11 protein-coding genes are annotated in these 15,494 nt (G+C 49.5%); 9 read left to right on the forward strand and 2 right to left on the reverse strand.

The window, feature by feature from the left end; genetic code table 11:
• Positions 1–98 precede the first annotated feature (98 nt).
• Together AB6B37_RS01060 and AB6B37_RS01065 are read right to left on the reverse strand one after the other, a co-directional pair.
• Positions 99–2,072, reverse strand: a complete 1,974-nt coding sequence (locus AB6B37_RS01060) for an acetyl-CoA carboxylase biotin carboxylase subunit (protein ID WP_371397040.1) — start codon at positions 2,070–2,072, stop codon at positions 99–101.
• A gap of 9 nt (positions 2,073–2,081) precedes the next feature.
• Entirely contained in the window at positions 2,082–3,704 is a 1,623-nt protein-coding gene (locus tag AB6B37_RS01065) for an acyl-CoA carboxylase subunit beta (protein ID WP_371397041.1), read from the reverse strand.
• A 183-nt stretch (positions 3,705–3,887) separates the two neighbouring features.
• On the opposite strand from AB6B37_RS01065, the gene mgtE reads away from it, so the two are divergent.
• The 9 genes from mgtE to AB6B37_RS01110 all read left to right on the forward strand — a co-directional run bounded on the left by mgtE (position 3,888) and on the right by AB6B37_RS01110 (position 15,460).
• Positions 3,888–5,273, forward strand: coding sequence for a magnesium transporter (mgtE, locus tag AB6B37_RS01070; protein ID WP_371397042.1), 1,386 nt, complete (start codon positions 3,888–3,890; stop codon positions 5,271–5,273).
• Between the two features lie 99 nt (positions 5,274–5,372).
• A complete protein-coding gene (locus AB6B37_RS01075; protein ID WP_371397043.1) occupies positions 5,373–6,788 on the forward strand; it encodes a lysozyme in 1,416 nt (471 codons plus the stop codon).
• Between the two features lie 43 nt (positions 6,789–6,831).
• Positions 6,832–7,767, forward strand: a complete 936-nt coding sequence (locus AB6B37_RS01080; protein WP_371397044.1) for a hypothetical protein — start codon at positions 6,832–6,834, stop codon at positions 7,765–7,767.
• A 66-nt stretch (positions 7,768–7,833) separates the two neighbouring features.
• The gene (locus tag AB6B37_RS01085; protein WP_371397045.1) at positions 7,834–9,294 is read left to right on the forward strand and encodes a hypothetical protein; all 1,461 of its coding nucleotides are present in this window, start codon (positions 7,834–7,836) and stop codon (positions 9,292–9,294) included.
• Between the two features lie 198 nt (positions 9,295–9,492).
• The gene (locus tag AB6B37_RS01090) at positions 9,493–9,780 is read left to right on the forward strand and encodes a co-chaperone GroES (RefSeq protein ID WP_371397046.1); all 288 of its coding nucleotides are present in this window, start codon (positions 9,493–9,495) and stop codon (positions 9,778–9,780) included.
• 147 nt (positions 9,781–9,927) lie between these two features.
• Complete coding sequence (gene groL / locus AB6B37_RS01095) at positions 9,928–11,571, forward strand: chaperonin GroEL (RefSeq protein WP_371397047.1); 1,644 nt, start codon at positions 9,928–9,930, stop codon at positions 11,569–11,571.
• A 197-nt stretch (positions 11,572–11,768) separates the two neighbouring features.
• Positions 11,769–12,632, forward strand: a complete 864-nt coding sequence (locus AB6B37_RS01100; protein WP_371397048.1) for a DNA adenine methylase — start codon at positions 11,769–11,771, stop codon at positions 12,630–12,632.
• Entirely contained in the window at positions 12,619–14,961 is a 2,343-nt protein-coding gene (locus AB6B37_RS01105; RefSeq protein WP_371397049.1) for a DGQHR domain-containing protein, read from the forward strand. The genes AB6B37_RS01100 and AB6B37_RS01105 overlap by 14 nt, the downstream gene beginning before the upstream one ends.
• Before the next feature lie 82 nt (positions 14,962–15,043).
• Positions 15,044–15,460 (forward strand): hypothetical protein, encoded by a 417-nt coding sequence (locus AB6B37_RS01110; RefSeq protein WP_371397050.1) that lies wholly within the window; start codon positions 15,044–15,046, stop codon positions 15,458–15,460.
• The last annotated feature ends 34 nt before the right edge of the window (positions 15,461–15,494 follow it).

Genomic DNA, 15,494 nt, shown 5'->3' on the forward strand with positions numbered 1-15,494 from the left:
CCTAATACAAACCACGCATATGCTTGTCATTCCGCCGTGGACACAGCCCACCCGAAATCTATGGCCTTGTGGTCGTTTCAAACTCCGAGATTGCATTGTCATGCATCACCTTCGATTTCCATAATCAAATCATCTGCTGCGATTTGGCTTCCCGCTTTGGCGGCGATCTCTACGACCTCTCCGTCAATTTCGGCGAGGATTTCGTGTTGCATTTTCATGGCTTCTAATATGGCAAGTCTTTGCCCTGTTTTGACGGTGTCGCCCATTTTGACAAAGACTTCCAGCAACTGCCCGTGCATCGGGGCGCGTACCGTGCCGCCGCCGCCCGCGTCCTCAAGGCTCGCTGTGCCGCCGGCGATGTTTTGAACTGTAAAGCTGCGCGCAGGTGTAATGACGTGAAGGCCTTGGGCGGACTTTACGGCTGTCACTTTTGTTTTTTCGCCGTCCATAATCAGGGTGAAATGCGGGGCATCGCGGCTTGGTACAGATACCGCAGTTGTGCTGTCGCCGATGTGGACAATCAGGGTGTCATCTGCGCCGCTTTCCACACGAACGGTGACGTCGTTATAGACAAACACACTTTCAACCCCGCGTGCATTTGACCACCCCATTAATTCACATGGCACACCCAGCGACGCGTTCAGCGCCGTGTCTTGGGCGATGAGAAAATCAATGACGGCGGCAACTGTATAGTCTTGGTCGGATAATTCTGGGCGCGCGTAACCGTCATCGCCATAGGTCTCTGCGATAAAGGCGGTCGTTGCTTCGCCCTTAATAAAGGCCTCTTGTCCCAGCGCGTCGATCAGGAAATCACGGTTGTTTTCAACGCCAACCAGTGCGGTCTGCTGAAGCGCTTTTATCAGCTTTATGCGCGCAACCTCGCGCGTGTCGCCGTGGGTGATAATTTTCGCGACCATGCTGTCATAAAACGGACTGACCATGCCGCCGCTCTCAATACCGCTATCGACCCTGGCGAGATCTGTCGGTGCAGACCAAAGTGTAATCGGCCCTGTGCTGGGCAGGAAATCATTCGCGGGATCTTCGGCGTAAAGGCGCACTTCCATGGCATGCCCCGACAGCGTGACGTCGTCTTGGGACAAGCCAAGGGCCTCCCCTTGCGCGACACGCAGTTGCAGCGCGACCAGATCAAGGCCGGTAATCATTTCTGTGACGGGATGCTCCACCTGCAAGCGTGTGTTCATCTCTAGGAAGTAAAACTCACCCGACGCATCAAGCAAAAATTCCACGGTGCCCGCGCCGACATACTCTACGGCTTTGGCGGCATTGACGGCGGCGTCGCCCATGGCGGCGCGCAGTTTTTCTGTCATGACGGGGCAGGGGGCTTCCTCGATCACCTTTTGGTGGCGGCGCTGCACGGAACAATCGCGCTCACCCAGGTGGACGGTGTTGCCGTGTTTATCAGCAAAGACTTGCAACTCCACATGACGGGGTTTCTGCACGGCTTTTTCGATAATAAGCTCGCCGTTACCAAAGGCGTTGACGGCTTCAGAGCGGGCGTCCTTAATGGCGTTTTCAATGTCAGCCGCCTTATGGACAAGGCGCATACCGCGCCCGCCGCCGCCCGCCGCCGCTTTGACCATCACGGGAAAGCCGATGGATTTGGCGGCCGTCGTCAAGGCCTTGTCAGATTGGTCTTCGTCTTGATAGCCGGGCACGCAGGGCACGCCCGCCGCTATCATCGCGCGTTTTGACCGCGCTTTGTCGCCCATGACATTAATCGCCCCAACGGGGGGGCCGACAAAGATAATGTCGTTCGCTTCGCACGCACGGGCAAAATCGGCATTCTCCGAGAGGAAACCATATCCAGGATGAATGGCGTCCGCGCCCGTTTTCTTGGCCGCGTCAATAATCGTGTCGATCAGCAGATAGCTTTCACCAACCGGAGAACCGCCAATATGAACCCCCGCGTCAGCAAATTTTGTATGCGGCGCATTGGCATCTGCGTCGGAATAAACGGCAACGGTTTTGATGCCCATCTCTTTCGCGCTGCGCATGACGCGCAAGGCAATTTCGCCGCGATTAGCGATCAACAGAGTTTTAATCATCTTCATATCCGCCTCCTATGCCCGGGCCACGGCAAAGCTATTGGGCGCAACTTTGCGCGCACGACCTTCGGCGATTGTGTCTAGCACAAAGCCCAGAACTTTGCGTGTATCACGCGGGTCAATCACGCCGTGATCCAGGCACCGCCCTGACGTGTAAAGCGCACTTTCTTGGCGCGTGAATAGGGCTGTGATTTTATCTTCTTGCGCTTGGGCGCTCGCCTCATCAACCGTTTCGCCTTTTCGGGCGGCGCGCACCTCGGCGACCATGCGCATAGTTTTGGCTGCACTGGCCCCGCTCATCACGCCTGTGCGCGCATTGACCCAGCTAAAGAGGAACTCCGGGTCATAGGCATAACCTGCCATGCCGTAATTGCCCGCGCCAAAGCTCGCCCCAATATGAAAGCTGATTTTGGGCACAGTGATGGTGGACACGGCCTGGATCATTTTTGATCCGTGCTTAATCATGCCCGCCTGTTCATATTGTGTGCCGACCATATAGCCTGTGGTATTATGCAGAAATACGACGGGGGTTTGGGACTGCTCGCAGAGCTGGAGGAAGTGGCTGACTTTATTGGCGCCGTTGGGGTCAATCGGACCGTTATTGCCAATCATCGCGACGGGGTGCCCCATAACGCTGGCTTGGATACAAACCGTGGACACACCAAAGCGCGGTTTGAAATCTTCAAAATCTGACCCGTCAACGATACGCGCCATCACTTCGCGCACATCATAGGGCGTGGTATAATCCTTTGGCACCACACCCGCGAGTTCGTCCTCGCTATAGGCTGGCATGGCGTAGGGTTTGGGCTCTTTTAAGGGCGCGTGTTTATTCCACCCCAAACGCCCCATCACGTCACGTGCCAGCGCAATACCGTGGGCGTCATCATCGGCCAGATATTCAATCAACCCCGTTGTCGTGCTGTGCATTTCTGTGCCGCCAAGCTCGCGGTCATTGGCAATTTCGCCCGTAGCCGCTTTGACCAGCGCAGCCCCCGCTAGCGCCGCCATGCCGTTATCTTTCACGCCAATCACGTAATCGGACATACCGGGCATATAGGCCCCGCCCGCTGTTGAGGCGCCGTGCAGCACAACCATGGTCGGCAGGCCTTTGGACGACATGCGGGCCAAGTTACGAAACAGCTTCCCGCCGTTCGCCCAAAGCTCGACCTCATAATCGACAAGATTGGCGCCTGCGCTCTCGACCAAATGGACCAGCGGCAATTTTTGGCGCATGCACATCTCTTGCATAATCTCTAGGCTTCGCCAGCCGCCTGTCGTGGCTGCGCCCGCGCGAATACCGCTATCATCGGACCAAACCATACAGCGCACACCCGATACAAAACCAATGCCGATAATGTTTGACCCGCCCGGAACGGATGTATCGGGGTTCTCATCATCCAGCATATAATTGGCCATATTAAACAGCGACAAAAACGGCATGCCAGGGTCGAGCAAGCGTTTGATACGTTCGCGCGGTGAAAGCTGCCCCCGTTTTTCAAACACAGGCAAGCGTTTGTTAGATGTGTCCACGGCCCGCTGTTCAAGAGCTCGTAGTTCGTCGACCATCGTCAGCATCTCGCTGCGGTTCTTTTGAAAGCTATCAGAGCCAGGGGCGATTTTGGATTTAAAAATAGGCATTTTATGTCCCGTGCGTATGTTATTAGCGTTTATTATGCTGTGTTTTATCCCTTATGTGACATTTCACTATTGCCTGTCCAATATAAAGCGTGAAATTCATCCCCACAGCGTGTGTCGTCTTGAAAGGCCGCGCTCAATCTGTCATGTGAAGACAGCCATAAGCACTAGGAAAGGGAGGACGCCATGAGCCAAAAATCACCAGTTGATAACCCTCCCTTTGCAGGCGAACGCATGTCGGACACTGGTCTTGATGCTGATTATAATTTGCTAGTTGATTTGCTTGATGGGGCTATCGGGCTTGATGATATTACAGATATTCACCCTGCTGATTTTTCAGACCAATTTGAGCAGTTAACACCCGAGCAGCGCGAGCGCCTGATTACGGGCGCGCCGCAGATTATCTCGCCCGATATTTTGTCCTATCTTGAGGACGAGGTGGTGGAAGATATTTTGCCGCTGCTGCCATCTGATCAACTCGCCCAAGCCATCTCAGAGCTTGATAATGATGACGCCACGCAAATTATCGAGGAGATGGAAGACGAGCAGCGCGAAGAAATTTTGGGTGCGCTGCCCAGTGCGGACCGAGCCCAGCTTGAAGCGTCCTTAAAGTTTGAAGACGAGACCATTGGGCGTTTGATGCAGCGCGAATTTGTCGCCTCGCCAGAGTTCTGGACGGTTGGCAGCACGATTGATCATATGCGCGCCACAGGCGAAGATTTGCCCGAAATCTTCTTTAACGTCTATGTTGTTGATCCGACGTTCAAACCGCTGGGTTATGTCAATCTCTCGCGGCTGATGCGGGCCCCTCGCGCGATGTTGCTCTCAGAGTTAATGGAGCCGCTGCTAGCGAAAATTCCGCAAGAAATGGACCAAGAAGAAGCGGCTTATTTGTTTCAAAAATACAGCCTGATTTCAGCCCCTGTTGTGGATGCCTCTGGCCGTCTTGTCGGTATGATGACCGTTGATGATATCATCGAGATTATCCAGACTGAAAACACGGAAGATATCCTCGCTTTGGCGGGTGTTTCAGATGCGGGCCTGACCGATACGGCGGCCACAGTGTTCAAAGCGCGCGCGCCGTGGTTATTTGTGAACCTCCTGACCGCGATTTTGGCGTCTATCGTGATTGCACAATTTGATTATGCAATTAACCAGATTGTTGCGCTGGCTGTACTGATGCCAATTGTTGCCTCTATGGGCGGTAATGCGGGCACGCAAGCCCTGACTGTGGCGGTGCGCGCCCTATCGGAGCGGGATTTGACGCCGCAAAATGCGTGGAGAGCCGTGCGGCGTGAAGCTGTGGCGGCGTTGTTAATCGGGATTGTGTTCGCGGTGGCCTTGGCCATTATTGCCTATGTCTGGTTTGGGGATACGCGCCTTGCGGGTGTGGCCTTTGTGGCGATGATTATTAATCATGTCTTTGCGGGGCTGGCGGGCATATTAGTGCCGCTTGGCCTCAAACGCTTTGGTGCCGACCCGGCTGTGTCTTCATCGGTCTTTGTGACAACTGTGACTGACGTTATCGGGTTTTTCTCCTTCCTCGGCTTCGCGGCGATGGTTCTTTTGTAAAACGCCCAATGGTGTAGAAATTTCCCTTTAGGCGCGTAATCGGCCCAATCTTTGCAAGTTCAAGCAAGAGAATTTCTTTTGTCCTGGTTTGGAACGATTATGCGTCACCAATTTCATATATCTGATGTCGGCCTAAAGCTGATTAAATCTTATGAGGGTTACCGTCCTGATGCGCGACAGCTTGATACGGGCCGCCGTGTCGCAGGCTATGGTCATGCGGTTGCCAAAGGTGAAAGCCTATCTGTGTCCCGCGAAGAGGCGGAGAGCCTGCTGCGGGATGATTTGGCTCCTTATGAGGCGCTTGTGAATGACCATATTTTTGCGCCGCTGACCCAAGGGCAGTTTGACGCGCTTGTCTCGCTCGCCTTTAACATTGGCACAGACGCGTTTCTCGCTTCTGACGTTGTGGCGGCCACGAATAATGGCCGTATATTGGACGCAGCTAACGGCTTTGACATATGGCGCAACAGCGAGATTAACGGACAGATTTACACAATCGACGCGCTTGTGCGACGCCGGACCGCTGAAAAGATTTTGTTTCTGCGACCAGAGAAAGCTTTGGCCCTCGCGCCGCGCCTCGACCTGCCGCCGCGCGCGGATGAAGATCTGATTGGGGCTAGCACTTACGGTCCGCTTGGTGATCATGGCAACACGGACAGCGGGGTTGTTGCAGGCGCAGCTGACGTCACCGTTTACCGCGATTTCACGCCGTCGCGCCGCCGCGAAGACGGCCCTGCGGGTGTGCTGACATTATCAGAAGTCTATGACGAGGATTTTGATGCCACTGATTTTGACAACGGTGATTTTGACAACGGTGACTTTGATGACAGTGACTATGAGCGTGATATTGAACCTCTCATCACGCCGCACTCTGATAAACCATCACCCATCGCAGAGGCCGCCGCAGAAGTCAGTGACCGTCTGGACGCCTTAATCGCGCGCCCACGCCGCAATGCAGGCCAAGATTTGCCCAAGCAACTTATTGATGCACCCGAGATAACAGAGCAACCGTCTAAAGTGGTGCCCTTCACAGGGCGTAAGGGGGCAATTAGACCTGTGAGCGCGCAAAATGATAGCCCGTTATCGCGACTGGATTATATGAAGGCTCAAGACAGTGCTAAGTCAGATGGCTTGGGCTCAGAGACTGAAGCGCAGAGCACAACGTCACAAAGCCTCGATGCCAATCCAGGATATAATGACGCAACGATTGATAACGCGGAGGCCAAAGACAGTGCAGAGCGTTTCATCAAAGCGGGTGGCAAGACGGGAACACTCAAGCGTCGCCGCAATCCCAATACAGGGCCCTTCATCGTGATGTGCCTGCTGGGTATGACCCTTATTGGGGCCAGCCTTGGCGCGATGTTCAGCGGTTTTGACAGCCAGTGGGGACTGCGCGGCGAAATGGCAACGAACCTTGGCCTTCTGATTGGTGGCTTGTTTCTTTTAGGATCTGTTTACTATGTTCTTAAAATTATCTTTCGTCGGCCCCATCACAGGCGCGCCGCCAATATTTAAGTAATCAATTTTTGCTATGCCCAACCCCTAAACGGAGCTGGAAATGACACTATTAACGAACTGGACAGAGAGCCATACGCAGAGCTTTCAAAAAGATATCATGAGCTTTGGCCATGATTTAAACAGCACAGGCCTGTTCACAGATGACGCGTTGATTGCTCTGCTGGATAAGCATCCGTCCCATATGCTTGATGTTTGCACCATGGGGGACCCCAATCACGCGCTCTATCCGAATAAATTTCGCACGGGTGATTTTCGTGATGCGGGCGGTAAAGTTATTTTAGACGCCGCCAAAGCGGGCAAAGTCTGGGTGAATGTCCGTCGGGCCATGAACGTTCATCCTGAATATAAAGAGGTGCTGGACGCGATGTATGCCGGCATATCAGAGCGCACGGGCAACAAAGCCTTTAACGCCAATGGCGGTATTTTAATCTCTAGCCCCGTTGCCAAAGTGCCCTATCATTTTGATAAGACGGAAACCATCCTGTGGCATATCCGCGGGCAGAAAACGATGTATCTTTATCCGCTGACGCCTGACTTTATTCCTGACAGGGCTTATGAGGCGGCTGTGTCCAATGCGCTTGAAGACGATTTGCCCTATACGCCGGAATTTGACGCCTCTGCAACAGTAATCGACCTAGAGCCGGGCACCGCGCTGACATGGCCGATGAACCAACCGCACCGCGTGAACAATAAGACCTTTTGCGTATCAGTCACCACGGAATATTCGACAGTTGCATCGGGTCGTCGCAATGCCGCCATGATTGCCAATGCGACTTTGCGCGCAAAATTTGGCGCCAACCCCAGCTATTGGGAGGCCAGCCCGCGCGAGCGTTATGTCAAAGCGGTTCTGGGTCGCGTGATTAAAAAAGTCGGTATCGCGCATAAGGTAACTGTACCTGACTTGGTGACGTTTAAGCTCGACCCAAGCGCGCCAGATTACCTTGTGGACACTGACCCTTATCGGCGCGATTTTTAAACTTTCACCAAGAAATTTATCACTGCGTTAAGTTGTCCCGGACAGTCTTGTTCCGAACCGATATTTATGCTTTACAAAATCATGAAAACGTATTTTGCTCTATTGCCCGCAGCATGGCTTTTTTTGACATCGTGCAGTCCGCAAAGCGCGCCCCCTGATCCAGTTGAAATAATAACAGTGTCTATCGCCGATCAAGTTGCCTCGGTTTTAGATGACGAGAAGGGTACGGTTATTGGTTTATATGTCAAACCTGAGCGCAGTACATCATGCGAACAAATGTACGTTGAATTGTCTGTTTTTGATAATCAGGCTTTGACTTGGTCTCCGGTTATTGATTTTGAAATTAAGCGTAATTCTGACAGTGCAGTGGGCGGCCCCGATATTGAAGACCAGCTTTATCTTGCCCGCATTACGCGGCGTGATGAAATGGCAATCTCCGCCATTGGATGCAAACCTTATCAAAAAGAGATGAGCCTTAACTACCAGACTTTTGCGACCTTTAAGCCTGAATATGGCAAAATAAATATTATTGGCGTAATTGAACAATACACGATCGCGGATGGTGTGAACATTTACGATTTCACCCCACGCGATACAGAAGCCCGTATTTTGTTATCCAATGACAATCCTGCGTTAGAAGATTATGTTGTCCCCGTTGATTTAGGGGTCACGCTTTGGGAGCAGTTTTTGGGTTATCAACTGACGCCGGCTGACATTGTGGCCAATAAACACGGCGCGAAAGACTATATTCTTTATCAAATTGCTCTGCGTGAGCGCACAAATCTTTTAATTGAGCAGAGTGAACTGATGCTGGACTCGTTAAAGCATGGAATTGTGAGTGCAGAGGAGATGAGCGGACTTCGGCGGGTAGCAATAAAGTTTCAGGATGAATCAGAAGAAGATATCTATCGTTTTTACGATATGCTTGACGGTAGTACGACGATTGAAAATGCTATGTTATATACAGCGGTCTTAAGCGAAATTCGCATTATTGATATGAAAAGAGCGCTATTGAAACCGATATCTAGAACCGAGAGGAGAAAGGTTATCGACCTTGAGAACCTCAAAGAAGATTTAGAGGCATCAGGCCAGTTAAAGAGTGCAAATTTAAATAGCCGCATGGCAGCAGAGAAAAACCGTCAGGCGCTACGACTTGCAATCTTTGAAGCGGAGGTCCCATATCTGGAAGAGATGTTTCCCTATCGTAAATTCCACAAAGAGAGTGATAGGGAAAAACGTATTAGCATAGGTCAAAACTATGCTGATGCACTCAAAGCGCTTGATCAATTCGATGCTAATCGTCATATTACCCGTACGGGTATGGCAGGCGATATCGCAGCGTTATATCTAGATTTATATGTTGCGAAAAGCGATGCTAGAACGGCCTTCTTGCTGGATTTCGCCGAGCGGGTCACAGAAGACGGTTATATGGCATCAAGTCAGCGTCAATCCCTGCTCGTGGCACAGGATAAAGCCTCGCAAAATATTGAAGATTTTAAACTAATATTGGTTTCAAATTTTCAGTAACGCCACGGGTACTCGGCGCTGAATGCGCGCAATTTTCAAGCTAATTTGTGCGTGTTGCCATAATTTTCCATATGCTAGAAATTTTTTCTCATTGCCCCCTTGCGTGGTTGCGCCCGTCCGCCCATATGCCAGCTATTAGCACTCGGGTACTCTGAGTGCTAAGCGTTATTATAACCCTTATTATATGAGAGAAGACCTATGAAATTTCGTCCTCTACATGACCGTGTGCTTGTGCAGCGCGTCAAAGAAGAAAGCAAAACGGCCGGCGGGATTATCATTCCTGATACTGCCAAAGAAAAGCCGTCTGAAGGCAAAGTCGTATCTGTCGGCCCCGGCACACGCGACGAGAGCGGCAAGTTGGTCGCGCTAGACGTGAAAAAAGGCGACCGTGTCCTATTTGGTAAATGGGGCGGCACCGAAGTCACCATCGACGGCAAAGAACTGCTGATCATGAAGGAATCGGATATTATGGGCGTGCTCGGATAATTTTCGCCTTGCGAAAAATATCCAAAGCAGGCGCAGAGAAAAGCGTTTGTAGCGTTTCGAAGAAACGCCGACATAACGCGGCTCGAGCACCGGCTTCCAAGTCTCAATAAAACATCACACATAAACTAACATCTAAGGAGCGCTATCATGGCTGCTAAAGACGTAAAATTCGGGTCAGAAGCCCGCGCAAAAATGCTGGAAGGCGTAGACATTCTCGCCAATGCTGTAAAAGTGACTTTGGGCCCCAAAGGCCGCAATGTCGTGATTGAAAAATCATTCGGTGCCCCGCGCACAACCAAAGACGGCGTGTCTGTCGCCAAAGAGATTGAGCTTGAAGACAAGTTCCAAAACCTCGGCGCGATGATGCTCCGCGAAGTGTCATCAAAGACCAATGACAAAGCGGGTGATGGGACTACAACCGCCACAGTCCTCGCCCAAGCCATCGTTCGCGAAGGCCTAAAGCGCGTTGCAGCGGGCATGAACCCGATGGACCTAAAACGTGGTATCGACAAAGCGTCATCTGAAATCGCTGGCGACCTTCTCGCGAAAGCTAAGAAAATCTCCAAGTCATCAGAAATCGCGCAAGTCGGCACAATCTCTGCCAACGGCGAAGCGGCTATTGGTGAAATGATCGCCGAAGCCATGAGCAAAGTCGGCAATGAAGGCGTCATCACGGTCGAAGAAGGCAAAACAGCCGAGACTGAGCTTGACGTTGTCGAAGGCATGCAGTTTGACCGCGGTTACCTGTCGCCCTATTTCATCACGGACGCTGAGAAAATGCGCGCCGAGATGGACGACCCTTATATCCTTCTGAACGAAGGCAAGCTGACATCGCTACAGCCGATGCTGCCAATCCTTGAATCTGTTGTGCAAAACGGCAAGCCGCTCTTGATTATCGCCGAAGACATCGAAGGCGAAGCCCTCGCCACACTCGTGGTCAATAAGCTCCGCGGTGGCCTTAAAATCGCGGCTGTGAAAGCCCCTGGTTTTGGTGATCGCCGCAAAGCGATGCTCCAAGATATCGCTATCTTGACAGGCGGCACTGTGATTTCAGAAGATCTGGGTATCAAGCTTGAAAACGTCTCGTTGAAAGATTTGGGCCGCGCGAAGCACGTCCACATCACGAAGGACGACACAGTCATCGTTGACGGCAACGGCAAGAAAAAAGACATCACAGCCCGTGTCGAGCAAATCCGCGCCCAAGCAGAGGCGACAAGCTCTGACTATGACCGTGAAAAGCTACAAGAGCGTCTTGCGAAACTCGCAGGCGGTGTAGCCGTTATCAAAGTCGGCGGGTCAACCGAGATCGAAGTGAAAGAGCGTAAAGACCGTGTCGATGACGCGCTAAACGCAACACGCGCAGCGGTTGAAGAAGGCATCGTCCCCGGTGGCGGTACGGCTCTCTTGCGTGCGTCACGCTTCATCAACGTCAAAGGCCTTAATGATGACGAGCAAGCGGGTATCGAGATCGTGAAAGCGGCGCTGCAATATCCTGTGCGCCAAATCGCGGATAACGCAGGCGTCGAAGGCGCCGTTGTTGTCGGGAATATCCTGGCTGAAAACAAAGCCAATTACGGCTATGACGCGCAAATGAACGTCTATGTTGATATGGTCAAAGCCGGTATCATCGACCCCGTCAAAGTGGTGCGCACCGCGTTGATGGACGCCGCCTCTGTCGCAGGTCTTATCCTAACCACAGAAGCCGCCATCGTCGAATCGCCTAAGAAGGAATCCGCCGGCGGCGGTATGCCAGACATGGGCGGAATGGGCGGCATGGGAGGCATGATGTAGTTTGTGAGAATTGGTCCGCAGGATCAATTCGCCAAACGACCGCGAGCGAGGGTTCAAGCCCTCGCGAAGCGGCTCCAAGCCAAGCCGAATAAAGAAGGGCCATCCGAAAGGGTGGCCCTTTTTTTGTTGGGTAGTCGCTTTAGTATTGCAATGCAGCACAACTAAAGGTTAATGTGGAGAAAATAGTGGGGAATATTATGAGCAAACCATTTTTGAGGTGGGCAGGTGGAAAGCGTTGGCTGGTAAATAGCCACTTTGAATTTTACCCTCAAAACTATGAAAGGTATATTGAACCCTTCATAGGTGGGGGAGCTGTTTTCTTTAATATGAAGCCTCACAATTTTATTATTTCAGATATTAATCCCGATTTGATCGATTGTTATGACTCAATTAAAACCGAAGCTAGTAAGTTTTTCGATAGATTGAAGATACACCACAGAAATCATTCAAAAGAATATTATTATAAAATGAGAGATTCTCTGCCCCGTACTAAGCACGGTAGGGCAGCAAAGTTCCTATATCTAAATAGAGCGTGTTTCAATGGATTGTACAGAGTAAATTCAAAGGGACAATTTAACGTCCCAATTGGCACGTCACAGAACATTATTCTGGCTTCAGATAACTTTTGTGAAATATCAGAATTATTATGTCGCGGTCAGATTGTTTGCCAAGATTTTGAAAAAACGATTGATTTAGCCGAGAGTGGTGATTTCATATTCATAGACCCTCCCTATACGGTAAAACACAACTTGAATGGTTTTGTGCAATATAATGAGAAGATTTTTAGTTGGGAAGACCAAATTAGATTGCGGGATGCCGCAGTTCGAGCAGTAGGTCGGGGTGCCATGATCACGATTACTAATGCAAACCACCCTTCAATACATTCGATATATCAAGAATTGCCTAATACAAAAATTAACATTGTGTCTAGGAATAGTCTGATTGCAGGGCAGTTGATTGATAGGGGCAAAACAACCGAAGTAGTTATTCGAATGGGATGGGAGGCCGCATTTAATGATTTAGGTTTGTTTGACGAAGGAAGTTTGAATGTCTTATCTTGATGGTGGGAAATTATCAGAGTTGCGCAGCAAATTAACTAGTGATGAAAAAAAACTTAAACGAATTTATAGAGCTAAGTCTGACCGATATCATAAACAATCTGTCGTCCATAGTATGGTTGATGACCTTCTAGAGGATGATTGGGAACAGGATGGTGATCCACTTAAGTACAAGACCAAACTCAAAAAGCCGAAGTCTCACAGTAGATTTTTTGAAGATCAAATTTGGTGTCAAATGTACGATCTTGGGTTTCGTACGCTTAATGTTGATGAAAACTTTCATCTGCCATTTGGTAAGGGGGCAGGGCAATCTCAACAAATCGATGTAATAGCGGTTAGCTCCGAAACCATTTTAATCATTGAATGTAAATCCAAAAGAAATCGAGCTAAATCTACTACGATAAAGAGTGAGTCCGAAGGGTTGAGGCAAAAGATAGACGGCTTTAGAAAGTCAACAACTTCTCTTTTAGGAGGTAATCGAAAACTTAAGTATATCTACGCTACTCGAAACATAAAAATTGATCCTGAAGGGACGGATGCACAAAGATTATATGAAGCAGGGGCGTTTTTGTACACCGACAGCACATACGATTACGTCCAAGGGTTAATAAAATCATATAAAAGTGCAGCGGAATATCAATTTCACGCTTTGATTTTTTCGGGGACATCTATCAGTAAAGAGAAAATAGAAGTGCCAGCTTTACAGGGAAATATGGGTGGCGAAACCTATTATATGTTTTCTATCGAACCTAGCACTCTTCTAAAATTGTCATTTGTGCTACATAGAACTCGTGCAAATGAGGCTGAACTTCCAACATATCAAAGATTGTTAGTCCCTAGTCGACTGAATGGAATCTCTAAGTTCATAAACGGGGGAGGCTATTTCCCAAATTCGTTAATTGTTAATTTCAATGAAAAAAAACATAAGTTAGAATTTCAGAGTAGTGAAAAATCAAAATCATCGAAATCAAAGCATGGAATTCTTAAAATACCCAATGCTTATGCAATTGCATATCTTATCGATGGCCAGCACAGATTATATGGTTATTCGCAATCGGATTATAAAGAAACAAATACAATTCCTGTTGTTGCATTTAAAAACTTAGACCCAACAATTCAATTGAAATTGTTTATGGACATCAACGAAAACCAAAAAGCGGTAAGTCCAACATTGAGGATTACGTTGGAGGAGGATCTATTTTGGCAAGCCGAGCGATTAGACTCGCGAATGAAAGCCCTCAGGTCTTCTGTAATAAGATTATTAGCAACTTCCGAAGGTTCGCCACTTTACCGGCTCCTATCTATTGGCGAGGATAAGGCAGAACTTTCGTCTAAGCCTTTCGCGAACGCCCTTTCTAAGTCCTCATTAATTCCAAAAGCTACCCAGAGTAAATTTGCGGAAGGTGCCGCGAAAGTGTCATTGTATAACTCCGATGACACAAACCACGACAGAGAAATGAAAAGAGCCCGTAAACGAATATACTCTTTCATCGCTCTTGCATACGATTTTGTAATTGAACAATTAAGTGTAAGGAATACTAACACTTATATTCTTTCGAACCGTGGAACTTTCGGATTTATTTCACTTATAGCTAATCTTAATAAATTTATGTCTGAAAAAGGTCTGTTATCCCCAACAAGTTCACCAGAGGAACGCATAGATGCGCAGAGAAAATACTTGAAAGCACTGTGTGAGAAATTGGATAACTTGGACGAAGAAGAGGAAAGTGAATTGACTGAAAAGCTTGGCCAAGGAGCAGATACGCTGTGGCTGAGAAAATTTCAAAGCTTCGTGAGTCAAGAGTTTCCAGATTATAACCCCAGCGAATTGACTGACTGGCGTGAAAGACAAGATGAGGTGTTGCAGGAAGAAGCCAGAAAACTAGGAACTCAAATCGAGAGAGCGCTAAAACAAAGAGTTCTTTCTAAACTTCAATGCCTTTATGGGAGTAACTGGGAACTAGAAATTGCTTCTATAAAAAGGGAGTGTGATCGCCGCGTATCAGAACAACAGGAAAAGAGCTACAAAGAAGGTCTACCAGTAAAAGACATGGATTGGACTGAACAGTTTTTTATTACCGACTATAAAAAAATTATAGAAGCGCACTGGACAAAGACTCACCCTGAAAGGCGAGAAGGATTTAAGACTTTCCAGGAAGAATTTGCAATTGATCTAGGGTTGGGAGCTTTTAATAGTAAATCGGAAAAAACAAAGTGGTTGTCACTGTTCAATTCTTGGAGAAACAGTTGGGCCCATGAGGGCACGAAAGATAAGGGGCTAAATAGCGATGAGGTCAGTATGGTAAGAAAAATTCATCGTGAAATTGTTTAGTGTAAAGGTACGTAAAAATTTACACAAAAATACCTTCGCACAATTCTCTCCCCGTCATATCGCTCGCGGCTAATGTGTGACTATGACATCCGCAAGCCCATCGCTGTCCCAATCCTTTTGCCTGATGCGTGCGCGTCTGGCGCGGGCGCTTTTCGCGCGTATGGCGCTTTGGGTGCGTTTGCTCTGCGGTGGGGTGGGTGTTGAGCCTAACACTGTTTACCCGCTGCGCCGATATGTGCCTTCGGGCCGGGCGGCGCTGCGGGTGTCCCGGCGCACTTTGCCGCCTGCGCGGCGGGGCTCTGAACTCAACGCTATTATTTACCGCGTCAAAGGGCGCGCGTCTTATCTGCGCCATATCTATGACTACGGCCTAACGGGGCGGGTGCGCTGGTGCTTTACTCCCTGGAACTGGAAATGGGCCTCGCGATTTTATTTTATGCACTGCGTAGAAACAGCGGACATAACGCGCGTTTGTCAGGCCCCTTTGCATCCGGATTAGAAAAAAATAAAAACGCGTATAAGGGCCGCAAAAA

It is taken from the genome of Fretibacter rubidus (genome assembly GCF_041429785.1).
GTDB classification, from domain to species: domain Bacteria; phylum Pseudomonadota; class Alphaproteobacteria; order Caulobacterales; family Maricaulaceae; genus Fretibacter; species Fretibacter rubidus.

Coding starts and splice junctions, on each gene's coding strand:
- AB6B37_RS01060 (WP_371397040.1), bottom strand. CDS start 2,072: ATGAAGATGATTAAAACTCTGTTGATCGCTAATCGCGGCGAAATTGCC.
- AB6B37_RS01065 (WP_371397041.1), bottom strand. CDS start 3,704: ATGCCTATTTTTAAATCCAAAATCGCCCCTGGCTCTGATAGCTTTCAA.
- mgtE (WP_371397042.1), top strand. CDS start 3,888: ATGAGCCAAAAATCACCAGTTGATAACCCTCCCTTTGCAGGCGAACGC.
- AB6B37_RS01075 (WP_371397043.1), top strand. CDS start 5,373: ATGCGTCACCAATTTCATATATCTGATGTCGGCCTAAAGCTGATTAAA.
- AB6B37_RS01080 (WP_371397044.1), top strand. CDS start 6,832: ATGACACTATTAACGAACTGGACAGAGAGCCATACGCAGAGCTTTCAA.
- AB6B37_RS01085 (WP_371397045.1), top strand. CDS start 7,834: ATGCTTTACAAAATCATGAAAACGTATTTTGCTCTATTGCCCGCAGCA.
- AB6B37_RS01090 (WP_371397046.1), top strand. CDS start 9,493: ATGAAATTTCGTCCTCTACATGACCGTGTGCTTGTGCAGCGCGTCAAA.
- groL (WP_371397047.1), top strand. CDS start 9,928: ATGGCTGCTAAAGACGTAAAATTCGGGTCAGAAGCCCGCGCAAAAATG.
- AB6B37_RS01100 (WP_371397048.1), top strand. CDS start 11,769: ATGAGCAAACCATTTTTGAGGTGGGCAGGTGGAAAGCGTTGGCTGGTA.
- AB6B37_RS01105 (WP_371397049.1), top strand. CDS start 12,619: ATGTCTTATCTTGATGGTGGGAAATTATCAGAGTTGCGCAGCAAATTA.
- AB6B37_RS01110 (WP_371397050.1), top strand. CDS start 15,044: ATGACATCCGCAAGCCCATCGCTGTCCCAATCCTTTTGCCTGATGCGT.